Annotated in this window: 19 protein-coding genes; 10 read left to right on the forward strand and 9 right to left on the reverse strand. The window is 61.6% G+C overall.

What is annotated here, in order from left to right; all coding sequences use genetic code 11:
• Positions 1–74 precede the first annotated feature (74 nt).
• Positions 75–1,460 carry a dipeptidase gene (locus AC2FNL_RS06015; protein ID WP_496832821.1) on the reverse strand — a complete coding sequence of 462 codons (1,386 nt, stop codon included), beginning with the start codon at positions 1,458–1,460 and terminating at the stop codon, positions 75–77.
• Between the two features lie 351 nt (positions 1,461–1,811).
• On the opposite strand from AC2FNL_RS06015, the gene hemA reads away from it, so the two are divergent.
• The 4 genes from hemA (at position 1,812) to AC2FNL_RS06035 (ending at position 6,254) form a co-directional block, all read left to right on the forward strand.
• Complete coding sequence (gene hemA, locus AC2FNL_RS06020; RefSeq protein ID WP_496832822.1) at positions 1,812–3,035, forward strand: 5-aminolevulinate synthase; 1,224 nt, start codon at positions 1,812–1,814, stop codon at positions 3,033–3,035.
• A gap of 129 nt (positions 3,036–3,164) precedes the next feature.
• A complete protein-coding gene (locus AC2FNL_RS06025; RefSeq protein WP_496832823.1) occupies positions 3,165–4,385 on the forward strand; it encodes a helix-turn-helix domain-containing protein in 1,221 nt (406 codons plus the stop codon).
• 72 nt (positions 4,386–4,457) lie between these two features.
• A complete protein-coding gene (gene ispG, locus AC2FNL_RS06030) occupies positions 4,458–5,579 on the forward strand; it encodes a flavodoxin-dependent (E)-4-hydroxy-3-methylbut-2-enyl-diphosphate synthase (RefSeq protein WP_475144252.1) in 1,122 nt (373 codons plus the stop codon).
• 279 nt (positions 5,580–5,858) lie between these two features.
• Entirely contained in the window at positions 5,859–6,254 is a 396-nt protein-coding gene (locus AC2FNL_RS06035) for a hypothetical protein (RefSeq protein WP_496832824.1), read from the forward strand.
• Positions 6,255–6,297: 43 nt separating this feature from the next.
• Here the strand turns inward: AC2FNL_RS06035 and AC2FNL_RS06040 are convergent, their stop codons facing one another.
• Together AC2FNL_RS06040 and AC2FNL_RS06045 are read right to left on the reverse strand one after the other, a co-directional pair.
• Entirely contained in the window at positions 6,298–7,056 is a 759-nt protein-coding gene (locus AC2FNL_RS06040; RefSeq protein WP_496832825.1) for a DsbA family protein, read from the reverse strand.
• Positions 7,053–8,435: a M48 family metalloprotease gene (locus AC2FNL_RS06045; RefSeq protein WP_093962364.1), complete on the reverse strand. Its 1,383-nt coding sequence runs from the start codon at positions 8,433–8,435 to the stop codon at positions 7,053–7,055. Before AC2FNL_RS06045 ends, AC2FNL_RS06040 begins: the two co-directional genes overlap by 4 nt.
• Between AC2FNL_RS06045 and AC2FNL_RS06050 the strand changes: the two genes are divergently transcribed.
• The 3 genes from AC2FNL_RS06050 (at position 8,434) to AC2FNL_RS06060 (ending at position 13,468) form a co-directional block, all read left to right on the forward strand.
• Entirely contained in the window at positions 8,434–9,597 is a 1,164-nt protein-coding gene (locus tag AC2FNL_RS06050; protein ID WP_496832826.1) for a pyridoxal phosphate-dependent aminotransferase, read from the forward strand. The two genes, AC2FNL_RS06045 and AC2FNL_RS06050, sit on opposite strands and share 2 nt — an antisense overlap.
• Before the next feature lie 65 nt (positions 9,598–9,662).
• On the forward strand, positions 9,663–10,883 hold the full coding sequence (locus tag AC2FNL_RS06055) for an N-acetylmuramoyl-L-alanine amidase (protein ID WP_496832827.1): 1,221 nt from the start codon (positions 9,663–9,665) through the stop codon (positions 10,881–10,883).
• Between the two features lie 95 nt (positions 10,884–10,978).
• Positions 10,979–13,468: a penicillin-binding protein 1A gene (locus tag AC2FNL_RS06060; protein ID WP_496832828.1), complete on the forward strand. Its 2,490-nt coding sequence runs from the start codon at positions 10,979–10,981 to the stop codon at positions 13,466–13,468.
• Here the strand turns inward: AC2FNL_RS06060 and AC2FNL_RS06065 are convergent.
• Complete coding sequence (locus AC2FNL_RS06065) at positions 13,462–14,295, reverse strand: aminoglycoside phosphotransferase family protein (protein ID WP_496832829.1); 834 nt, start codon at positions 14,293–14,295, stop codon at positions 13,462–13,464. The genes AC2FNL_RS06060 and AC2FNL_RS06065 overlap by 7 nt on opposite strands.
• A 78-nt stretch (positions 14,296–14,373) precedes the next feature.
• Here AC2FNL_RS06065 and prfB point away from each other — a divergent pair, with 78 nt between their 5' ends.
• From prfB to AC2FNL_RS06080, 3 genes are all read left to right on the forward strand, one after another.
• On the forward strand, positions 14,374–15,501 hold the full coding sequence (prfB, locus tag AC2FNL_RS06070) for a peptide chain release factor 2 (RefSeq protein ID WP_093962359.1): 1,128 nt from the start codon (positions 14,374–14,376) through the stop codon (positions 15,499–15,501).
• A 105-nt stretch (positions 15,502–15,606) separates the two neighbouring features.
• The gene (locus AC2FNL_RS06075) at positions 15,607–17,007 is read left to right on the forward strand and encodes an amidase (protein ID WP_496832830.1); all 1,401 of its coding nucleotides are present in this window, start codon (positions 15,607–15,609) and stop codon (positions 17,005–17,007) included.
• A gap of 24 nt (positions 17,008–17,031) precedes the next feature.
• Positions 17,032–17,835, forward strand: coding sequence for a DUF2189 domain-containing protein (locus AC2FNL_RS06080; RefSeq protein WP_496832831.1), 804 nt, complete (start codon positions 17,032–17,034; stop codon positions 17,833–17,835).
• A 10-nt stretch (positions 17,836–17,845) separates the two neighbouring features.
• On the opposite strand, the gene AC2FNL_RS06085 is transcribed toward AC2FNL_RS06080, so the two are convergent.
• From AC2FNL_RS06085 to AC2FNL_RS06105, 5 genes are all read right to left on the reverse strand, one after another.
• Positions 17,846–18,067 carry a hypothetical protein gene (locus AC2FNL_RS06085; RefSeq protein ID WP_496832832.1) on the reverse strand — a complete coding sequence of 74 codons (222 nt, stop codon included), beginning with the start codon at positions 18,065–18,067 and terminating at the stop codon, positions 17,846–17,848.
• On the reverse strand, positions 18,064–19,221 hold the full coding sequence (locus tag AC2FNL_RS06090; RefSeq protein ID WP_496832833.1) for an aromatic ring-hydroxylating oxygenase subunit alpha: 1,158 nt from the start codon (positions 19,219–19,221) through the stop codon (positions 18,064–18,066). Before AC2FNL_RS06090 ends, AC2FNL_RS06085 begins: the two co-directional genes overlap by 4 nt.
• Before the next feature lie 111 nt (positions 19,222–19,332).
• A complete protein-coding gene (locus tag AC2FNL_RS06095) occupies positions 19,333–20,049 on the reverse strand; it encodes a helix-turn-helix domain-containing protein (protein WP_496832834.1) in 717 nt (238 codons plus the stop codon).
• Between the two features lie 278 nt (positions 20,050–20,327).
• Positions 20,328–20,888 carry an acetolactate synthase small subunit gene (ilvN, locus tag AC2FNL_RS06100; protein WP_093962354.1) on the reverse strand — a complete coding sequence of 187 codons (561 nt, stop codon included), beginning with the start codon at positions 20,886–20,888 and terminating at the stop codon, positions 20,328–20,330.
• On the reverse strand, positions 20,885–22,141 hold the full coding sequence (locus AC2FNL_RS06105) for a glycosyltransferase family 87 protein (RefSeq protein ID WP_170338164.1): 1,257 nt from the start codon (positions 22,139–22,141) through the stop codon (positions 20,885–20,887). Before AC2FNL_RS06105 ends, ilvN begins: the two co-directional genes overlap by 4 nt.
• Positions 22,142–22,197 lie beyond the last annotated feature (56 nt).

Consider the following 22,197-nt stretch of genomic DNA (forward strand, 5'->3'; position numbering starts at 1 on the left):
TGAAGTTCGCATCCGCACTTCACCTGGCTCGGAATATCCCGGAGCGCAAGGCTGCGCCTTGCGATAAAACGCGGCTATCGGCTCAGAGCGTCCAGAATTCGGGCCCACGAGCGGATCCCTTTATGAAAGCTTTTCACGTCGTATTTTTCATTGGGCGAATGGATTGCGTCATCGTCGTTGGCATAGCCGACCAACATTGAATCCAAGCCCAGGACCGTATTGAAGTATCCCACCACCGGGATCGATCCTCCCATGCCGGTGAAAACGGCTTCGCGCCCCCATTCGTCGGACAGTGCGGCGCGTGCCGCTTCGAATTCCGGGCGATCCAGGTTCATGACCGACGCAGGGGAGCCCTCGAGATCATTGTCCCAGACGACTTTGGCGTCATAAGAGAGCCGGTCTTCAACATGCTTACGGATCTTGTCGCGCAGTTTGTCCGGGTCCATTTCACCGACCAGGCGACATGTGATCTTGCAATGGGCCTGGCTGGGGATCACCGTTTTCGAACCGGCGCCGTTGTAGCCGCCCCACAACCCGTTGATCTCCAGCGTCGGTCGCGCCCACTGCTGTTCAAGGGTCGAGTACCCATTCTCACCATGAGGTTGCGTGTAGCCCACCGAGTTGAGGTACTCGGCCTCGTCGAAACCACAGTTCTCCCACTGGCGCAGCTGCTCGGCGGGGACTTCGTGAACTCCCTCGTAAAAACCTTCCACCGCGACTCGTCCGGTTTCCTCATCGTAGAACGATGCAACGATCCGCGAGATTTCCCGCAGCGGGTTCAAGCCGGGGCCGCCGTAATGGCCGGAATGCAGGTCGATGCGCGGACCGATGATGGTGAATTCGTCCTTTAGCATGCCGCGCAGTTGCGATGCGATCGAGGGCACACCGCGCGAGACCATCGAGGTGTCGCAGACCAGCGCCAGATCGGCCTTCAACTCTTCCTTGTTGGCCTCGAGAAATGGGACCAGCGAAGGTGAACCGGATTCCTCTTCGCCTTCGAAGAAAAACGTGATGCGGCAAGGCAGCTTGCCGTTGACCGCCTTCCAAGCGCGGCAGGCTTCGACAAATGTCATCAACTGGCCCTTGTCATCCGACGAGCCCCGTCCGCGGATGACCTGACCGTGTTCTGTCTCTTCCAGCGCCGGGTCGAACGGGTCACGGTTCCACAGGTCCAAGGGATCAACGGGCTGCACATCGTAATGGCCGTAGAACAACACATGCGGGGCGTCCGCATCGTCGCCGACATGGCCCACGACCATCGGGTGGCCCGGGGTCGGGTGCTTTTTCGCATCAATCCCTATGCTTTTAAGGTCGTCGACCAACCAGTCGGCCGCCTTGTCCACGTCTTTCTTGAAGGCCGGATCGGTGGAAATCGACGGGATTCGCAGAAACTCCATCAGCCGTTCGATGGAGGCTGAGAGGTCAGAGTCGATTTTGCTCAGAGTGGCGTCAAGCGACATGGGTGTGCTCCTGAATGGATGAGATATTGCGGCGGACCCTAACAGCGCTGGCAGCGCCGTCCAGCCCGTAGCGGCGGGAAAACGCGCGTCTGATCGGAAACAATCTGCGCGAAACGGCACGTAACGGCACGTAACCTGCGTCGTTTCCTCGCGCCTTATGGTCTCAACTTTACTTGTCGCTGCGGGTTCAAGGCGATAATTGATGCAAATCAAAGTTGCGACCCCTGTCTGGGCGTTAGGCAGGAAACCTGAAAATAGGCGCGGATGCGGCCGAAAATTCGGTTATGATACGCATCGGAACACAGCCTTGCCGTGCAATCACCCTGCGGCGGGGTCACGAAGGAGGGTCCTTTGGACTACACTGCTCAGCTCGACTCAGCGATTGCCAGGCTGCACGACGAAGGCCGTTACCGGACCTTCATCGACATCGAACGCCGCAACGGACATTTCCCCCATGCCGTGCGTACGCGTCCGGACGGGTCACAGCAGAACATCACCGTCTGGTGCGGCAACGACTACCTTGGCATGGGGCAGCACCCCGTCGTGCTGGAGGCGATGCACGAGGCGATCGACGCAGCCGGAGCGGGCTCTGGCGGGACGCGCAACATCTCGGGTACGACCGTCTACCACAAGCGGCTCGAGGCCGAGCTGGCCGACCTGCACGGCAAGGAAGCGGCCCTGCTGTTCACAAGCGCTTATATTGCAAATGACGCCACGCTCAGCACGCTGCCCAAGTTGTTTCCCGGGCTGATCATCTATTCCGACGAACTGAACCACGCGTCGATGATCGAAGGGGTCCGCCGCAATGGCGGGGCCAAGCGGATCTTCAGTCACAATGACGTTGAGCACCTGCGCGAGCTGCTGCAAGCCGACGATCCGGCGGCGCCGAAGCTGATCGCGTTCGAGTCGGTCTACTCGATGGATGGCGACTTCGGTCCGATCGAACAGATCTGCGACCTGGCCGACGAATTCGGCGCGCTGACCTATATCGACGAAGTGCACGCGGTTGGGATGTACGGCCCGCGCGGTGGCGGTGTGACCGAGCGGGACCGCCTGGCGCACCGGATCGACATCATCAATGGCACTTTGGCCAAAGCCTACGGCGTGATGGGGGGGTATATCGCAGCAAGCGCGAAGATGTGCGATGCTGTCCGCTCGTATGCGCCGGGCTTCATCTTCACCACCTCGCTGCCACCATCGGTCGCGGCCGGTGCTGCGGCCTCGGTGGCGTATCTCAAGACAGCGCCCGAACTGCGTGAGCAGCATCAGACCCAAGCCAAGATCCTCAAGCTGCGACTGAAGGGCCTGGGCTTGCCGCTGATCGATCACGGCAGCCACATCGTTCCGGTGATCGTTGGCAACCCGGTGCACACCAAAAAGCTCAGCGACATGCTGCTGGACGACTACGGGATCTACGTGCAGCCGATCAATTTCCCGACCGTTCCGCGGGGGACGGAGCGTCTGCGCTTTACGCCTTCGCCGGTCCATGGACCCAACGAAATGAACCGTCTGGTCCAGGCCATGGACGAACTTTGGTCACATTGTGCGCTAAATCGCGCCGAACTTGCTGGTTAACCTAACGCCGACATGTGCAACTTGTTTGCCGCGTGTTAAGCTTACGCTAACAAAAGTAGCGGACGAATCGTTATGGGGACGATTCGCCGTTAGCGTGAAACACGCGATGGGCAGAATGGGGCAGCTGGAATGATTGGGCGCAGGACACAGCGCAATTCCGAAGAAGACGTGGACGTCAGGCCCAAGGGGTTCGACGACTACGAAGTACGGCTTGGCGACGTCATGCGCGGTGAGCGCGCGACGATGGGCAAGTCTCTTCTTGACGTACAGCGCGAACTGCGGATCAAGGCCAACTACATCGCTGCCATCGAGAATGCCGATCCCGACGCATTCGACACACCCGGCTTCATTGCCGGGTATGTGCGTTCTTACGCCCGCTATCTGGGGATGAACCCTGACGACACTTTCGCCGCGTTCTGCAAGGAAAGCGGGTTCGAAGTGGCACATGGAATGTCCGCACAGGCATCCGTGGTCAAAAAATCGGTCGGGGACCTTCCGAACCGTGGCCCGATGGGGCGCGATCCGTTCATTTCGCCGAACACGCCCTACGTTCCCGGCCGCGAGTCCGTGTTCAGCCAGATCGAGCCGCGCGCCGTAGGCTCGTCGCTTGTCCTCCTCGCGCTGATTGCCGGGATCGGGTACGGCGGCTGGTCCGTTCTGAACAAGATCCAGCAGGTTCAGGTCTCTCCCGTGGAACAGGCCCCGGTCGTGCTGTCCGATCTTGACCCGCTGTCGGCCATCCGGACCGAAACCGGAACGACCGAGGTTGCAGCCGCTGAAATTCCCAGCCCCGAAGCGCTGGACCGTCTTTACCGCCCCCAAGCACTGGATGTACCGGTGATGGTTGCGCGGGATGCCCCGATTTCCACCCTCGATCCGCGGACCGTTGGAACGTTCCGTCCGCCGGAAGTTCCGGAAATCGCGCTGGCTGAGATTCATACCGTCGAAAGAACTGCCGCGACCCTTCCGCAGGTGGTCGAGAAGGTCGACACGTCGCTGAAAATCGTCGCGGTCGAACCGGCCTGGATGCGGGTCACCGCAGCGGATGGCAGCGTGATCTTCGAAGGTACGTTGGGAACCGTAGAAAACGGCAAGAGCTTTGAGGTTCCCCTGACGGAAGAGCCGCCGCAATTGCGGGCTGGAGCGTCGGGCAACGTGTATTTCTCGATGAACGGCGAGCTCTATGGGCCGGCCGGTGCACCGGGAACCGTCGCCAAGGGTGTGGTTCTGTCCAAGGACGCTGTGGCCGAGACCTATGCCGTGGCGGATCTTGAGGCTGAGCAAAACATTGCGCTCAAACAGCTGGTGGCCGAGCTTCAGACACAATCCGCCGAGGTGCCGGCAGAGTGATCTTGCCATTGCGGCGGGCTTGCCCCCGGACTATCTAAAGGCCAGACCCCAGGCTGACGCGGATCCGTTTTCATGTCTTTGAACCACGTGCGCCCTTGGCGCGACATCTATCGCCGCAAATCCCGCCAGATCATGGTCGGCAACGTTCCGGTGGGCGGCGACGCGCCGATTGCCGTTCAGACCATGACCAACACGCTGACGACCGATGTTGCCGCAACCGTGGCGCAGGTACAAGCTGCGGCAGAGGCGGGGGCTGATATCGTGCGCGTCTCTGTTCCTGATGAGGCGTCGTCGAAGGCGTTGAAGGAGATCGTGCGCGAAAGCCCGGTGCCGATCGTGGCCGACATTCATTTCCACTACCGCCGCGGCATCGAGGCCGCCGAGGCTGGTGCCGCCTGCCTGCGCATCAATCCCGGCAATATCGGTGACGAGGCGCGGGTGAAAGAGGTCATCAAGGCCGCACGCGACCACAATTGCTCGATCCGCATCGGCGTGAACGCGGGAAGTCTGGAAAAGCACCTGCTGGAGAAATACGGTGAGCCGTGCCCCGAAGCGATGGTGGAAAGCGGGCTGGAACATATCCGTATCCTGCAGGACAACGATTTCCACGAATTCAAGATCAGCGTGAAGGCCAGCGACGTGTTCCTGTCGGCTGCGGCCTATCAGGGCATCGCCGAGGCCACCGACGCCCCGATCCATCTTGGCATCACCGAGGCCGGAGGGCTGGTCAGCGGCACGATCAAATCGGCCATCGGGCTGGGCAACCTTTTGTGGATGGGCATCGGCGACACGATCCGCGTCAGCCTGTCCGCCGATCCGGTCGAAGAGGTGAAGGTCGGGTTCGAGATCCTCAAGTCTCTTGGCCTGCGCCACCGCGGCGTGAACATCATCTCGTGCCCGTCCTGCGCACGTCAGGGGTTCGACGTGATCAAGACGGTCGAGACGCTGGAGCGGCGCTTGGAGCACATCAAAACACCGATGAGCCTGTCGATCATCGGCTGCGTCGTGAACGGCCCCGGTGAGGCGCTGATGACCGATGTCGGTTTTACCGGCGGCGGCGCAGGATCGGGCATGGTGTATCTGGCGGGCAAGGCCAGCCACAAGATGTCGAACGAACAGATGATCGACCACATCGTCGAGCAGGTGGAAAAGAAGGCGGCCGAGCTGGACGCTGCTGCAGAGGCGGCTGAATAGTACTTTAACTTCGATCCGGAACTAATTCGTCATAAGATATTTTTTGGCCCATATTCGCAGTATCAATCGCGATATCTACTGACATGGACCGGAGTTCGATTCTTTGAAACGAATGCCTTTCGTGACGGCGTTTGCCGTTGTCCTTCTTTCTGCGTGCAGCAGCCCCTCTACCGGGCCGGACAAACGCCCCGGTTTTTTAGTGTTCCAGTTCCGCAGTCTGCACCGGGGGCGCAAATTGGGTATATGTCGGTGCATGTGTCCGGGTTCAGAAATGACGGAATGACGACGCGCGCAGACGTCCGGCTTAGCCCGGGCGGGACCGGCAAACCGCGGGGCCGCTTGACCCCGATCATGAATGTCGACCCGCAGCTGGCGTCTCGGGTCGCGGTATCGTTCAAAACCGGTCAGGATGCCCAGGCGGCCTATGCTTTGGCGAAACAAATCGCCCGGGCGACCTATTGTTCAACCGGCCCAATTTCTGAAAACACCGGTATTCGCAAGTACGACAATCCACAGGACCTGCAGGCAATTCTGGCTGAAAGCAAACGGCAGGGGCGTGGCGTCATTCCATCGGGAATTCGTGGCAAATCCGTGCCTGCGACCCAATTCAGAAAAACTGGAACTCCGACATGGGTTGTGTCGATGAAATGCGACGCCCCGTATCCATACGACTAGGGCGTCGTTTCAACGGGGCGGCGATCAGGCCGCCCCAGCTGCTTCAGCCGCGTTCAGCCCGCACACCGTCAGCGATCTGTTTTATCTGATCTGCGGGCAGGAAGCCCCGCAGCATCTCGGTGCCCAGAACAAAGGATGGGGTGCCCGAAATCCGCATGCGCTGCGCCAGTGCCCGCGTCTTGGCAATTTCTTCGGTCACTTCGTCGCTGTCCATCGCCGCAAGGATGGCGTCACTGTCCAGTCCCAGCCCATCCGAGATACGGCGCAGCGTCACCTCGGAAGGCTCGCCCGTGAATTCCAGCAGGGCGTCATGGACTTGCTTGTACGCGTCATCCCCGGCGACCTGCTTGGTGGCGATGGCAAAGCGCGACGAAAGAACAGACGCATCGCCCAGAATTGGGAATTCCTTAATGATCAGGCGGATGTTGCCATCCTCGGCCAGTAGCGCGTCCACTTCGGGGACCGCGCGGCGGCAGTATCCGCAGCGGTAGTCCATGAACTCGACCAGGGTGATGTCGCCATCCGGGTTGCCACCGACCCAGCTATAGCCGTCATTGAACAGCTCGTCGGCGTTTTCTGCGATCAATTGCTGGTCGGCCTGTGCTTCAGCGGCAGCGTTGCGCTGCTCCAGGATGTTGATCGCCTCGAGAATGACTTCGGGATTTTCCAAGAGGTATTCCCGCACTTGCGCTCCGAACTCTGCTCTTTCGGATTCGGTCATCGAGGACAGATCCAGCGCATTGGCCGGACCGGCAATCAGGGAAAGCCCCAGAAGGGCAGGTGCTGCGTGTCTGAGGATCATTTCCGGTTCCTTTTCGATTTCTCAGCTTGTTCTGCGGCAATCAGCACATCCTGTGCCCGTTGCCAACCCGTCGAGCCCTCGGGCAACTGACCGATGGCTCGTCTTGCGTGAATTCCGGCATCCAGCAGGCGCCCCTCAAGGGCGAAACGCTCGGCAGTTACGGCGGATGCCATACCGTTGTTGCCGACCTTGGAATAGGCCATTCCCAGATCCTGCATCAGGCGGCCGTTCCGGTAGTCCCGGGCGCGTGCGCTTTCCAGCACCTGCAGGGCCTTTGTCGTCTGTCCGTCGGCAAGCAGGGCGCGCCCGTAGCCTGCCATGATCAATGCGTCGGTCGGAGCCAGCTCGGACGCCTTGGCATAGGCCGTGACCGCCTCCGAGACCCGAAGGTTCTCCAAAAGGATCTGCCCCTTCAGTTCGTGATAGAACGGATCGTCAGGGCGGATGGCCAGCGCACCATCGATGGCTGCCCGGGCAGCCGAAAGGTTTCGGTTCTGATGATGGGCGGCGGCCTCGCGCATCAGGCGAATATCCTGCGCTGTTTCTTCCTTGGCCCGCCGCAGGGTCCAGCCGGGAGAGCGCAGAAACGCGGACAGCTTGCCCTTGACCCGCGCAAACCAGTAGTCGGCATTGGGGTTAGATTTCGCCCGATCCCCGAATTGGTACAGAAATTCCTCGGCAGCGCGCAGGCGTTCACGGCTGGTCGGGTGCGAGCGCATATAGGGATCTTGATTGATCTCGCTCAGCAATTCCTGGCCTGCGAATTTGCGGTGCAGTTCGACCATGCCAATGGGCGAAATCTCGGCCCAACGCAGGTAGCTGGCGGCGCTGCGATCCGCTGAGGATTCTTCGGCCCGCGTATGGCCCAGAAAACTGCGGATTGCGGCCCCTTGGGTGCCAGCGGCAATGCCCGCGGCGGCCTCTCCGCCGCCCGCAGCGGCGGCAATCAGAGCCAGCGCGGTACCGAAACCGGCCGCGCGTTGAGCGGCCCGAAGGTTCTCGGCCCGACGGGCGAGGTGCCCGTTGGCGATATGCGCCGCCTCATGCGCGATCACGGCCTGCAGCATCTCGGGGCTGTCGACCGTCAGGATCAGTCCGTGGTTCAGGTAAATCGTGTTGTAGTCGATGACGAACGCGTTGAACGTGCCGTCCTTGACGACCATCACCCGCACGCGGTTGGTGTTCAGGCCGGCGGCGCGCAAGATCGGAAAGGCCAGTTCGCGCAGCCCGTGTTCGATATCGGGGTCGCGGATCAGGCTTTGCGCGTGGCTTTGCGCGGTCGACGCCATCCACAGCGTCACCGCCAGCAGAATTGCCGGGATTGACGCCAGCCGGGATCCGCGTTCAAAAGCCATGGTCGCAACATGGGAGATGGGCATGCGAAACTCAACCCGGTCGGGCGTTGATCCCTTCATCGTGATGGACGTGATGGAGGCCGCGCGCCGCGCTGAAGAGGCCGGGCGCCACATCATCCACATGGAAGTCGGCCAGCCCGGAACCGGCGCGCCTCAAGGCGCGTTGGAGGCGCTGGCCCGCGCGATGCGGCACGGCCCGCTGGGCTATACCGTCGCGCTGGGTCTGCCGGCGCTGCGGCAACGCATCGCACGGATGTACGGCGAGTGGTACGACGTTGATCTGAACCCCGAACGGGTGGTCATCACTCCCGGATCTTCGGGCGGATTCCTGCTGGCCTTCACCGCGCTGTTCGACAGCGGTGACCGTGTGGGGATCGGCGCGCCGGGCTATCCGTCCTATCGTCAGATCCTCCGGGCGCTGGGTCTGGTGCCGGTCGATCTGCCGACTGCGCCGGAAAACCGCCTGCAACCCGTGCCACAGGACTTTGCCGGGCTCGACCTGCAGGGGCTGATGGTGGCCTCGCCCGCAAACCCGACCGGAACCATGCTGGATCACGCCGCCATGGGCGCGCTGATCGAGGCTGCGCAAGGGCAGGGGGCCTCGTTCATCAGCGACGAGATCTATCACGGGCTGGAATACGAGGCCAAGGCCGTGACCGCGCTGGAGCTGACCAACGAGTGCTATGTCATCAACTCGTTTTCCAAGTATTTCTCGATGACCGGCTGGCGCGTCGGCTGGATGGTGGTGCCCGAGGATCAGGTGCGGGTGGTCGAGCGTATCGCCCAGAACATGTTCATCTGTGCGCCCCATGCCAGCCAGGTCGCCGCGCTGGCCGCGATGGATTGCGATGAGGAACTGCAGGGCAACCTGGCCGTCTATCGCCGCAACCGCGACCTGATGCTGAAGGGCCTGCCCGAGGCCGGGTTCACCAACATCGCGCCCCCGGACGGGGCGTTCTATGTCTATGCCGATGTCTCGGACCTGACCCAGGACAGCCGCGCCTTTGCCGCCGAGATCTTGGACAAAGCCGGCGTCGCCGTGACGCCGGGGCTGGATTTCGACCCGGTGCGCGGCCACGCGACCCTGCGCTTTTCATACGCCCGGTCGACCGAGGACATCGAGCAGGGCCTTGAACGGCTGCGCAGCTTCATGGCGGATCGCCAGACCCCGCAGAAGTCGGCCTGAGGCGTTCACAAACCGGCCACGCTGCGATAGGCTCCTGCCAAACGATCTCGGAAAAACTTGAGGCCATGAGCAGGATCTTCTTTGTATGTGCGCTGATTTGGGCGCTGGCCGGAGCCGTTTTGGCGCAGGACTTCAACGCCTTGGCGCGGGTCCTGCCCGAGCAGAGCCGGATCACAGACGGCAAGGGGGCGGGGGTGACGCTTGAGCTGGGGCTCAGCCAGGGCGTCCCGTATCGCGTTTTCACGCTTCGAGACCCGTACCGTATGGTCATCGATTTCCAGGAGGTCGACTGGAGCGGGCTTGACCGGGCCAAGCTGTTGCAGACCCGTCGGATCAGCGGGGTCCAGTTCGGCGCCTATGTGCCCGGTTGGTCTCGGATGGTGCTGGATCTGGGGGCGCCCCTAGCTGTCGATACGGCGGCCATGCGCGTGGACCCCGACAGCGGGGCCGCGGTTCTGACGCTGAATCTAAAAGGTACGGATTTCGACAGTTTTGCCGCCAGCGCGGGTGCGCCGCGCAATCCGGGCTGGGATTTGCCTGCACCTGCTGTCATGCCCCCGGTTGTGCCGCGAGATGGCGAACGACCACTGCGCGTGATGCTGGACCCGGGACATGGTGGCATCGACCCCGGCGCGGAATCGGGTGGTGTTAACGAAAAAAACCTGATGCTCACGTTTGCGCGCGAACTGCGGGAACACTTGCTGCGCGCCGGCGGATACGAGGTCGTGATGACCCGGGTGGACGATCACTTCGTGTCGCTCGAACGCCGCATTTCTCTGGCCCATCGGGCCAGCGCCGATGTGTTCATTTCGTTGCACGCGGATGCATTGTCCGAGGGGCAGGCTCATGGGGCCACAGTCTATTTCCTCTCCGATGAGGCCTCGGACGTGGCCAGCCAGAAACTGGCCGAACGGCACGATCGCAGTGACCTGATCGCGGGTATCGACCTGAGCGGCTCGGACGACCAGATCGCCGACGTTTTGCTGGACATGGCACGGCAGGAGACCCAGCCGCGCTCAGAAGCTTTGGCCCATGCACTGGCGCACGGCATGGGGCAGCAGGGCGGCCCCATGAATCGGCGCCCGATCCGCAGTGCGTCGTTTTCCGTCCTCAAGGCTGCCGACATTCCCTCGGTTCTGGTCGAGATCGGATTCATCTCCAGCCCCAGAGACCTGAAAAATCTCGTAAATCCCGAGTGGCGCATCGGAATGGCGCAAGGAATTCACCAAGGTCTTGAAGCCTGGCGCCAGCAGGATCTGATCCGCCGCGGCTTGATTGGGCAGTGACCCTGCGGCGCAAAGTGGCTAGAATGCGCCCGTGTGTTTTGACCCTTGGGTGCAGCGACACTATATAGGCGTCACCGCGAACAAAAGGCAGCAACGTGATCCGGTTCATTCTTTCGATTTTCGGGGCGGTTTTCAGCCTCGTCACCTTGGGTATTTTCATGGTCGCGCTGGTGATTGGCGCGGTTTTCTGGATGTATGGCCGCGACCTGCCCAGCCACGATTCGCTGGCCCAGTACAAGCCGCCCACCATCAGTCGTATCTATTCGGGCAAGGGCCAACTGATCGACGAATTCGCGCAGGAGCGCCGCCTGTTCACGCCATCCGAGGAAATCCCTGACCTCGTGAAGCACGCGTTTATCTCGGCGGAAGACAAGAACTTTTATTCGCATCAGGGGTACGACCCGCGCGGGATCATCGCCGCCGGGATCGAGGCGATCCAATCCAAGGGCGAGACCCTGCGCGGCGCGTCGACCATCACCCAGCAGGTGATGAAGAACTTCCTGCTGTCAGGCGACCGGCGGGTCGAACGCAAGATTCAGGAAATCATCCTCGCGACCAGGTTGGAAAAAACGCTGAACAAGGAACAGATCCTTGAGCTGTATCTCAACGAGATCTTTCTTGGCCAAAACTCCTACGGCGTGACCGCCGCTGCCCAGACCTATTTCAACAAGACTTTGCAGGAACTGGCCCCGCATGAGGCCGCGACGCTGGCTGCGATGCCCAAGGCGCCTTCGGACTATCACCCGGTGCGCCAGAAACAGCGTCTGTTGGATCGCCGCAACTACGTGCTGCGCGAGATGTACCAGAACGGATACATCGATCAGGCAACCTACGAGACCGAAGTGGCGCAACCTCTGCGTTCGGTTCAGAACGGTGATTTCGAAAGCTTCCGCACCGCACTGCCACCGCGCGACTATTTCACCGACGAAATCCGCCGCCAGCTGAGCGAGGATTTCGGCGAGGGCGAGTTCTTTACCGGTGGTTTCACCGTCCGGGCCTCGGTTGACGAGGAGATGCAGGTCGAAGCCGCGCGCGCCCTGCGCGAGGCGCTTCAGAAATATGACCGATCGCGCGGCAAGTGGCGCGGCACGGGTGAAACCATCCCCGAGGAAAAACTGGCAGACGAAGCGCAGTGGCGCGAAGCTCTGGCGATCATGGAAATCCCGCGCGACGTGGTGCTGCCCACGCAATGGTACCCCGCGGTCGTGCTGGATGTGGCTGAACAACAGCTGACGGTGGGGATCGAGAACGGTCCGGCCGACGGCATCATCCCGCGCAGCGACATCAAATGGATGCAGGGCGACTTCAGGGCAAACTTCAAACGCGGCGACGTGATCCTGGTCGTTGCCGGGGAAGAGGGCCAGTGGTCCGCCCGTCAGATTCCCGAGGTCCAAGGCGGCTTCGTGGCGATGGATGTGAACTCGGGCCGCGTTCTGGCGATGCAGGGTGGGTTCTCGTACCAGGACTCGGTGTTCAATCGGGCCACGCAGGCGCAGCGCCAACCGGGATCGGCCTTCAAGCCTTTCGTCTATGCGGCGGCACTGGACAGTGGCTACAGCCCCGCGACCATCGTCGTGGACGCCCCGATCGAAGTGAACACACCGCAGGGCCTTTGGACGCCCAAGAACTCGACCAACAAATTCTACGGGCCGACGCCCCTGCGCACCGGGATCGAGCAGTCGCGAAACCTGATGACCATCCGACTGGCGCAAGAGGTTTCGATGCCGGTGGTTGCGGGATACGCGGAGCGGTTCGGTGTGTATGACAACATGGGTCCCTACCTGGCCAATGCGCTGGGGGCCGAGGAGACGACGCTCTACAAGATGGTGGCGGCATATGCGATGTTCGCCAACGGCGGCGAGCGCGTCGAACCGACTTTGGTCGACCGGATCCAGGACCGGTTCGGCAAAACGATCTATCGGCATGATGACCGGCAGTGCCTGGATTGCAACTCCAGCTGGCTGGAGCCCGATGCCTCACCCACGATCGTGACCGACCGAGAGCAGGTGATGGATGCAATCACGGCCTATCAGCTGACGTCGATGATGAAGGGCGTGGTCGATCGCGGCACCGCGTCTCGCGTGGTCAATCTGCCGGTTCCGACGGCTGGAAAGACCGGTACGACCAACGAATCCAAGGACGCCTGGTTTATCGGGTTCACCTCGAACATCGTCGCCGGTTGCTACATCGGGTACGACCGCCCGCGCCCGATGGGGCGGGGTGCTTACGGCGGTACGCTGTGCGGTCCGGTATTCCAGAGCTTTATGGAAAAGGCCGTCGAGAAATACGGTGGCGGTCCGTTCGAAGTGCCGCCGGGTGGGCAGTTCATCAAGATCGACCGGTTCAGCGGTGCCCGTCTGCCGGATGACGCATCGGGTGATTATGTGGTGGCCGAGTACTTCCGTGATGGCGTCGACGGGTTCATCGACCGTGTCTATGACGGTGGTTTTGCGATGGGGTCCGATTTGCCGTTGTTCGAAGAGGTGACCAATGGTGGGCGCCAGGTCCAGACCTCGACCGGGCAGACCATAATCGTGGGGCCCAAGGCCAGCCAGGGCGACCTTCAGGGCGGCGGACTTTACTGATCTGCAGCGCTTAGAAACAGGCGTAGCAGATCGGCTTCCGGGTCACTCTGGACCGATCCGCCGGACCGCCAGAATATGGACAGGGCGCATTTGGCCGCCGCCCACCGGGCCAGACGCGCCCGCGATACATTCATCGCGGCGGCGTACAGATCCAGGCACGCGGAAATCTGCCCGACTTCGCGCACAAGGTCCGGCATGCCTTTTGGGTGCCGCAGCGCATTTGCCAGTTCGAACGCCGGATCCCCGACATAACCCTTGGCATCGATCACGCGCGGGCCGGATGAGGTCAGGATGACATTGTCGGGGTGCAGGTCTCCATGCAGGGGGAGATGCACGGGCTGCGTCTGCAGCAAATCCTGAGCCAAAGCTATGGCGCGCCGCATATCGGTTTGCAGGGGCCGCGTACATTGATCGGCAAATCCGACGTCGAAAAGCGGTGCAAACACTTGCTCCAAAGGCCTCAGTCCGCTCACTTTAACCACCGGTGCAGCGTGCAGGTTCCGCGCCGTTTCAGCCAGTAGTGTCAAGGCGTCGGCTACGTTGCCCGTCCGTGCATGATCGCCCAGGGTCGGACCCTCGAGCCACTCCATCATGACCGCTTGACGGTCTTGGGCCAGGATCGCGACGGCGCCCCGGTTGCGCCAGGCGGCCAGCGGGCGGCATCCCGGCGCCTCGTTGCCGCGATCGGCGCGGCGATAGAGTTTGAGCGCGACTTCAGACCCGTCATCACGTTTGGCCCGCCAGACACGTGCCGCGCCGGTATCAGCCACCAGCCGCGGGTCGGCCAGATGCCATTTCTTCAGGAACTGCTCCGGTCCGTGCTGCATTTGCCTTTCGGGTCATCTTGTGGTGGCCTGAACCTCTTGCTATCACGCAGGCCTGATTGAGCAAGTTGGGACCTGACCATGCGCGCCGAAATCCAGAACATCGTGGCCGAGATCCAAAAATCGCTGGAGCTGTTGGCCCAGCGTATGGACTATGAAACCGCGCCGCACCGGCTGGAGGAATTCAACGCCCGTGTCGAGGACCCCAACCTGTGGGACAACCCCGAAAACGCGCAGAAGCTGATGCGCGAACGGCAGGTTCTGGTCGATGCCATCGAAACCTACGAGTCGATCAAGACCGATCTGAGCGACAACATCGAACTGATCGAACTGGGCGAGATGGAGGACGATGAAGAGGTCGTCAAGGATGCCGAAGAGGCCCTGAAGAAGCTGCGCGACAAGGCGGCCGAAAAAGAGCTCGAGGCGCTGCTGGACGGCGAGGCCGACGCCAATGACACCTTCCTTGAAATCAACGCCGGCGCCGGGGGCACCGAAAGCTGCGACTGGGCCTCGATGCTGGCGCGGATGTATGTCCGCTGGGCCGAGAAGAAGGGCTACAAGGTCGAGCTGCAGTCGGAAACCCCGGGCGAAGAGGCGGGGATCAAGTCGGCGGCCTACAAGATCTCGGGCCACAACGCCTATGGCTGGCTGAAATCCGAAAGCGGCGTGCACCGGCTGGTGCGTATCTCGCCCTATGACTCGGCAGCCAAACGGCACACGTCGTTCAGCTCGGTCTGGGTCTATCCGGTGGTGGACGACAATATCGAGATCGAAGTGAACCCGGCCGATATCCGTGTCGATACCTACCGGTCCTCGGGGGCGGGCGGTCAGCACGTCAACACCACCGACTCGGCGGTGCGGATCACCCACATCCCGACCGGCATCGTGGTGACCAGCTCGGAAAAATCGCAGCACCAGAACCGCGACATCGCCATGAAAGCGTTGAAATCGCGCCTGTACCAGATGGAACTGGACCGCAGAAACGCCGAGATCAACGCCGCGCATGAAGCCAAAGGCGATGCCGGCTGGGGCAACCAGATCCGGTCCTATGTTCTGCAGCCCTATCAGATGGTCAAAGACCTGCGCACCAGCTACGAGACGTCGGACACCAAAGGGGTTCTGGACGGCGATCTGGATGCATTCATGGCGGCCACTCTGGCTCTCAAGGTCTCGGGCAAAAGCCGGGCCGAGGCGCAGTCGGACGACTGATGCCGCGCAGTTGATCTGCGTGGAAAAGATAAATCCAAAACACCGGGTTTAAATGCACACATGGGGTCGCTAGGCTGAGCGCAAGCAAAGCTCGGACGTAACCCCATGAACCTAAGCGATACTTCAGCCGCTGATCTTCTCGAGAAACTTGCGACAGGGCATTTGTCGGCCACCGAGTTGATGCGCGCGACGCTCGACCGGATTGCCCAGGTGAACGGGCAGGTCAATGCAATCGTCGCGCTGCAGGACGAGGATGTGCTTATGGCCCAAGCCCGGGCCGCCGACGGCAAGTCGGGCCGCGGGCCGCTTCACGGGCTTCCGATTGCCGTCAAAGACCTCGTTAATGTTGCAGGCATCGCGTCGACCCAAGGGTCGCCGGTTTTTCGCAATCACGTCCCAGCCGTCGACGATCTGATCGCAGCACGGTTGCGGGCTGCCGGGGCTATTCTGATCGGCAAGACGAACACACCGGAGTTCGGGTTGGGCTCGCACACCTTCAATCCGGTCTATGGCGCAACCCGGAACCCCTATGATCCGGCCCGGTCCTGTGGTGGGTCTTCGGGTGGCGCAGCGGTGGCCTTGGCCACTGGGATGGTTGCGCTGGCGGATGGGTCGGACATGATGGGCAGCCTGCGCAATCCGGCCGCGTGGAACAACGTGTACGGTTTCCGGCCCAGTTGGGGCTGGGTTCCTTCGGAACCGCAGGGTGATTTGTTCCTGCACCAGCTCTCCACCTTGGGACCGATGGCCCGCAGCCCGCAGGATATCGGGCTATTGCTGGATGTGATCTCTGGCCCCGATCCGAGGCAGCCTTTGAGCGTTCCTTGCGAACCCGTCACCCCATTGTCTGTCGAAAGCCTGGATGGGATGCGGATCGGATGGCTGGGCGATTGGGGCGGCGCATTCCCGACCGAGGAGGGGATTCTGAACCAATGCAGCAACGAGTTGGCGATTTTTGAGGGACTCGGCGCAACCGTCGAGGACGTACCGCCGCCCTTCGATGCCGAGCGCCTGTGGGACAGCTGGATCACCCTGCGGTCGTGGAACGTAGCAGCAAGTCTGCTGCCTTTGGCCGACCGGAAAGACGTCCTGAAGGACACCGCGCAATGGGAGCTGGAGCGGGGTCTGGCCCTGACAGCGATGGAGGTCCATGCAGCCAGCGTCACCCGTTCGGATTGGCACCGTCGGGCGGTCGAACTGTTTGCCGAGTATGATGCGCTGGTGTTGCCCGCGGCTCAGGTGTGGCCGTTCCCTGTGGATCAGCCGTATCCGCGCAGCATTGGTGGGGTCGCGATGGACACCTATCATCGCTGGATGCAGGTGGTGACGCCGGTCAGCCTGATTGGTCTGCCCTGCCTGTCGATACCGGCGGGGTTCGGCCCCGGAGGCCTGCCGATGGGAATGCAACTGTTCGGGTCGCGCGGCAGCGACGCGCAACTGCTCGCTTTGGGGGCCGCCTATCACGCCGTGACGCATTGGCCGCAAAAACGCCCGGCCATGGCCTGAGGGCAAGGGGAGGAGAAACGGAACATGGAAAAGCCATTCGGAGTGCCAACGCTGAAACCGGCGGATATCGGCATGTTGCGCACGGCGCTGCATCGCGCCTGGCAGGATTATCGCCGCGCACCGGTCTTTGGCCTTCTGTTCGGCGGCTTCTACGTTCTGGTCGGGTGGTTGATGGCCTGGGTAACCGTGCAAACCGGCACCTCGTTCTGGCTGGTGCTGGCTGCCATCGGCTTTCCGCTGATCGGGCCGTTCGCCGCCGTGGGTTTGTACGAGGTATCGCACCGGCTCGAGCGAAATGAGCCGTTGGACTATGGCGCCATCTTCGGTGTCGTGATCCAGCAGAGCCGCCGCCAGTTGCCGTCGATCTGCGCCATCATCGTCGTTATGTTTCTGTTCTGGTTCTTTCTCGGCCACATGATCTTTGCGCTGTTCATGGGGCTGTCGACAATGACAAACGTGTCGTCATCGCTTGAGGTTTTTCTGACACCCAACGGTCTGGCCATGCTGGCCGTCGGCACTGCTGTAGGCGCGATCTTTGCCATACTGCTTTACATGATCACGGTGTTGTCGATCCCGATGCTGCTGGATCGGGAGCTCGACTTCGTCACTGCCATGATCTCGAGCTATGCCTATGTCAGCGTGAACAAGCGGGTCATGCTGGGCTGGGGTGCTTTCATTGCGGTCACGACCTTTGTCGCCATGGTGCCCTGGTTTCTGGGATTGCCGATCGTGTTGCCTCTGTTCGGCCATGCCAGCTGGCACCTGTATCGGCAGATCACCGAAGACGACGCAGCGACGGAGCCGGTCGCCGAGCCGGCCCAAGCCTAGGTTCTCGGGGTCAGGAATCGGGCACTTCGCGGCCTATGTCGACCAGAATCTGACGCAGCCGGCCCGCGCCGGGCAGGTTGGCTTCAAGCGCATGAACATAGGCGTGGGTCAGAAAAAAGCTCCGGGCGTTGTCGTCTTGCTGGCTGGCAGCGGCCAGTTCGTACAATTCAGCCAAAGCCGCCATGTCACCCGCCGCATGCGCCTGCAGAAGGCGGGTGTGCAGGTCAGTCATTCAGCGGCCAATTCGGTGCGATGCGCCATCAGACGCTGCGCCACCCAGTCGTGGAACAGATGGGTCGGCCCGTCCATCGCCGGCGAGAAATGCCCGCCGTCAAACCCCGGCGCCGCGCGACCACGCTGCATCCCTTCGACGACGAACACATCCTCTTCAAAGACCACTTTCCACTGTTTGGCGTTGCGGGCGCGCAAATCCGCATCGGTATCCGGGGCCGAATAGAACAGGTGGATGTGCTCCGAGGTCCGGTTCTGGGCCTCGGGCCGCAGAATGATGGCGAAAGCGTGGTCCCGGTGCACGCCCAACAGTACGTTGGGGAAGGCGGCGATGTATTCGGCCGCGGTGTCCCATTTCTCGCTGAGACCTTCGAAATCGGGAAAAACCCGACCGTCCTCAGTTTTCAGTTGCCGATAGACCAAGGTTCCCTGACCTGAATAAAGGCCGGGCTCCTGGATGTGATAGTGATCCTCAAGCCGCGAGTAACTGTTCAACCCGGGATGCACCCACGGCAGGTGATAGCTTTCGCAATAGTTCTCGACCGCCAGCTTCCAGTTGCAATTGACGTCCAACCGAAAGGAACTTTCAGGGCCGCCGTGGTACAGCGGTTTGTCGAACTCGGACCACCGCTCAATCAGCCTGGCGTTGGCATCGTCGAACGCCGGCGCGTCACCCGAGACGTTGATCCAAACCACGTCGCGCCAGATATGGCTGCGCACCTCGATCAGGCCGAGTTCCGATTTGCTGACCGCGTCATGTGCGTTCTGGCCCGGGCCGCCCACATGCGGCGTGGCGACCAGCCGGCCTTCGGTGGAATAGCACCAGCTGTGATAGGGGCAGCGAATGGCGCCTTCGATCTTGCGGGGCTCTTCGACCAGGATCATGCCGCGGTGACGGCAGATGTTCTGGAACACACGGACCGTACCGGAACGGTCACGCAGCAACAGGAGCGGAATACCCATGAACTCCAGCGGAACCGCGTCCCCGGGCTCGGGGACATCGGCGGTTACCGCGAGACCGGCCCAGCCATCCAGCAGCAGGGCCCGAGTTTCTTCGGCGTGCAGGGCAGGGTCCGTATAATGTGCATTGGGCAGGCCCAGAGCGGTTTCAATGCTCTGACGAACAGCCGACAGATCGGTTGGGGTGCTGGCCATCTGGTTCTCCTCGCTTCACCACCAGCCTAGGCATCCGGGACCAGCCCTCGCTTACACTTCTGCGACTCCGGCTTTTCTCACAACGACATGCACGGGATTTTAGGCGGTTTCCTATGTCCGGCGCGCCAGTCTTGCTGCCTCCAGCGTTGCCCGGAAGTCGTGGCCCAGATGGCGGATTTCCAATCTGTAGATGTGCGGAGTAGCCGCAGAGTGCTCCATGCACGAACCGATCCATACGCCGTTGCCATCGGTCATGTCCTTGCGGATCACGATCGTCTTGCTGTCACGACCAGCCTCGCACGACAACACTGCGTAGATATTGGGCCCGGCGCAGGCGGCGAAGCCACGAAGCTCACGGCCCGTGGCGGAACGCGTGCCTGCCATTGCCGGCGGCAGGAAGCCGCGCAGGACAGCACATTGATGCAGGTGCCGGGTTTGAACCAGCCAATGATGGGCGCGTGGATCGTCTTCGCTGCCATGTTGCGTCACAAGATAGACGCCGCTTGGAAACGCGTCCTCGGTCAAGGCTGCCAGTCCGGGCCGAAGGAACTGGACCACGCTTTCAGGCAGGTCACAGCGCCGGGGCGCGGGGATTTCCTCAAGCGGTTTCAGCAGTATGCGGGCATCCACGTCAAAGAACCGGCAGATCCGGTCCAGAACGTCCGGGCGTGGAAAGCTCTCGCCAGAAAGATACCGGTTGAACTGCGTGCGGTTGACGCCCAGCTGTCTGCACAGCTCGGCGACCGAAGGATAGCGGTCGGCAAGTTGCCTGAGATTCGCCCCCAGCATGCTGCGCAGCTCGGCGGGCGTGCGAGTGTCTACGGCCATGTCTCACTCTGGTTTGCAACGGTTTGGGAAACACGACCGGAACGGCCAGAAAGGCCGGTCGCCAGTCAAGAAATCGTAAAATTGACCCCATTGAACACGCAGGTAGCATGTTCTTGGCCAAGCGTAACGCGCTCAGGCGCGAACGCAATAGGCATTAAGCCCATTTGTATGGTCTTTTTCTTGTGATTGCTCAGTTATGTACCTGCGGAAATCGATCCGAAAACGCAAAACGCCCCGTCGACAAAGGCGACGGGGCGTTTTGATGGGTTCGCGGAAAATCAGTTGCCGCGCAGCAGGGCCGCGACGCCTGTCCGTGCAACCTCGACAGAGCCCAGCGGGCGCATCAGATCGGCAAATGCATCGATCTTGTCCGGCGCGCCGGTAATTTCGAAGATGAACGAATTCAACGTGCTGTCCACGACATTGGCCCGGAAAATGTCTGCAAGACGCAACGCCTCGACCCGCTTGTCGCCTTCGCCAACGACCTTGATGATCGCCAGTTCTCGCTCGACTGAGGGGCCTTCGACAGTCAGGTCATGCACGTCATGCACCGGGACAATGCGGCCCAGCTGAGCCTTGATCTGCTCGATCACCTGCGGTGTACCGGTGGTGACGATCGTGATTCGGCTGAGGTGTCCGGTGTGATCGACCTCGGCCACGGTCAGGCTTTCAATGTTGTAGCCGCGCCCCGAGAACAGCCCGATGACCCGGGCTAGAACCCCCGGTTCGTTTTCGACCAGAACAGCGATCGTGTGGCGTTCCTGCACGTCCGAGAAGGTCGGGCGCAGGTTGTAGGCCGAGTGGCGGGTGGAACCTTTTCGGATCTTGAGTGCAGTCATTGGAAGACCTCATCGTTGGCAGAGGAATAGTCTGGCGCCCGCAGCCGTTGAACAACGGCGCCGATGCAGACCAGACAGGAAAGATACAAAAGCGGTGCAAAAAGCAGGCGGATCGAGATGTCGGCTTCGCCGCGGAACAGAAAGGCGAAGAAAGCGGGGGCGGCACCCAACCACATCGCTCCGGCCAGCGCCAGGCCCCATGGGCTGTTCGTCAATACACCTGCGCGCAAGAGGAATAGTCCCGCAGCGGCGATCAGGGCAGATTCGTAGAACCACAGATATGGGGTGGACAGCATGACCGCCAGCGCCAGCACCGCGGCACGCAGGTCAAAACCGATGCGGGGGCTGCGCCAGGTGATCGTGACCATGATGGCCGCGCAGGCTGTGATCGTCCACTGAACAGCCAAGGCGACAGGCTCGGGTAGCCCAAAACTGGCGAGCGTCGAATAGGGGCTGAGCATTAGATTGTTTTCGACGATGGTTTCACGCACCACCGAAAAGTGGACCGCCATCATGTTGCGCATTTCCAGCCAGTATTCCGGACCGTAGAGCGCGGTCGCCAATCCCGAGATAACCAGGGTCGTGACGCCGGCCGAAATGATGGTCGGCCACGCCCGGCACGCCAGCAAAGCAAAGGGGATCAGGATGCCCAGCTGAGGTTTGAGGGTCAGAAGGCCGATGAAAAAGCCGGCAAGGACCAAACGTTGGTTCTTGAGCGCCGCAAGCGCCGCCAGCAAACCGGCCATCCACAGGGCAGCGGTCTGCCCCATGAACAGGGTCGGCAGTATCGCGGGCGGCAGCGCAAACGCAAACCAGACCGGTGTGATGCCTTCCGCGAACGGCCGGGCTGCGAATATCATCGCAACGATCGACGCGATCGAGAAGACCAGCCAGGCAATGGGGAAGGGAAGGGCGCCCAAGGGTTGCAGCGTTGCAAGAAACGCCGGCGGGTAAGACCAGGGCATCCAGTCATCTTCCTTGATGACGTTGTGCATGGCGGTCAGGCTGTCGACACTGAAGGCCGACAATGGTTCGCCCAGATGGGCCAGACGCCCAGCGGCCCAAAAGACCCGAAAGTCGATTGGAAAGCCGGCGCTGCCATTGGCCGCGATCTCGCTCCAGCTGAGGCCGAGCCAGATGACAAAGACCCCAAGCACCAGCGCTGGGACAAGAATGCCCAACTGCCAGCCGCGACGCCCCGCAAAAATCTGCAGGTTCTCGCGTGGAGTTGTCTGGGTGGGTATGCCGGGCATGTTCCGTCCTGTCCTGTGCGCGTCCATCAGGGCCAACAGTTTGGCCCTGTGTCCGC

The organism is Ruegeria sp. CRTD044 (assembly GCF_059613485.1).

Coding starts and splice junctions, on each gene's coding strand:
- AC2FNL_RS06080 (WP_496832831.1), top strand. CDS start 17,032: ATGGAAAAGCCATTCGGAGTGCCAACGCTGAAACCGGCGGATATCGGC.
- AC2FNL_RS06050 (WP_496832826.1), top strand. CDS start 8,434: ATGCGAAACTCAACCCGGTCGGGCGTTGATCCCTTCATCGTGATGGAC.
- AC2FNL_RS06090 (WP_496832833.1), bottom strand. CDS start 19,221: ATGGCCAGCACCCCAACCGATCTGTCGGCTGTTCGTCAGAGCATTGAA.
- AC2FNL_RS06105 (WP_170338164.1), bottom strand. CDS start 22,141: ATGCCCGGCATACCCACCCAGACAACTCCACGCGAGAACCTGCAGATT.
- AC2FNL_RS06085 (WP_496832832.1), bottom strand. CDS start 18,067: ATGACTGACCTGCACACCCGCCTTCTGCAGGCGCATGCGGCGGGTGAC.
- AC2FNL_RS06095 (WP_496832834.1), bottom strand. CDS start 20,049: ATGGCCGTAGACACTCGCACGCCCGCCGAGCTGCGCAGCATGCTGGGG.
- AC2FNL_RS06075 (WP_496832830.1), top strand. CDS start 15,607: ATGAACCTAAGCGATACTTCAGCCGCTGATCTTCTCGAGAAACTTGCG.
- prfB (WP_093962359.1), top strand. CDS start 14,374: ATGCGCGCCGAAATCCAGAACATCGTGGCCGAGATCCAAAAATCGCTG.
- AC2FNL_RS06055 (WP_496832827.1), top strand. CDS start 9,663: ATGAGCAGGATCTTCTTTGTATGTGCGCTGATTTGGGCGCTGGCCGGA.
- AC2FNL_RS06025 (WP_496832823.1), top strand. CDS start 3,165: ATGATTGGGCGCAGGACACAGCGCAATTCCGAAGAAGACGTGGACGTC.
- AC2FNL_RS06035 (WP_496832824.1), top strand. CDS start 5,859: ATGACGACGCGCGCAGACGTCCGGCTTAGCCCGGGCGGGACCGGCAAA.
- AC2FNL_RS06045 (WP_093962364.1), bottom strand. CDS start 8,435: ATGCCCATCTCCCATGTTGCGACCATGGCTTTTGAACGCGGATCCCGG.
- AC2FNL_RS06065 (WP_496832829.1), bottom strand. CDS start 14,295: ATGCAGCACGGACCGGAGCAGTTCCTGAAGAAATGGCATCTGGCCGAC.
- AC2FNL_RS06040 (WP_496832825.1), bottom strand. CDS start 7,056: ATGATCCTCAGACACGCAGCACCTGCCCTTCTGGGGCTTTCCCTGATT.
- ilvN (WP_093962354.1), bottom strand. CDS start 20,888: ATGACTGCACTCAAGATCCGAAAAGGTTCCACCCGCCACTCGGCCTAC.
- AC2FNL_RS06015 (WP_496832821.1), bottom strand. CDS start 1,460: ATGTCGCTTGACGCCACTCTGAGCAAAATCGACTCTGACCTCTCAGCC.
- ispG (WP_475144252.1), top strand. CDS start 4,458: ATGTCTTTGAACCACGTGCGCCCTTGGCGCGACATCTATCGCCGCAAA.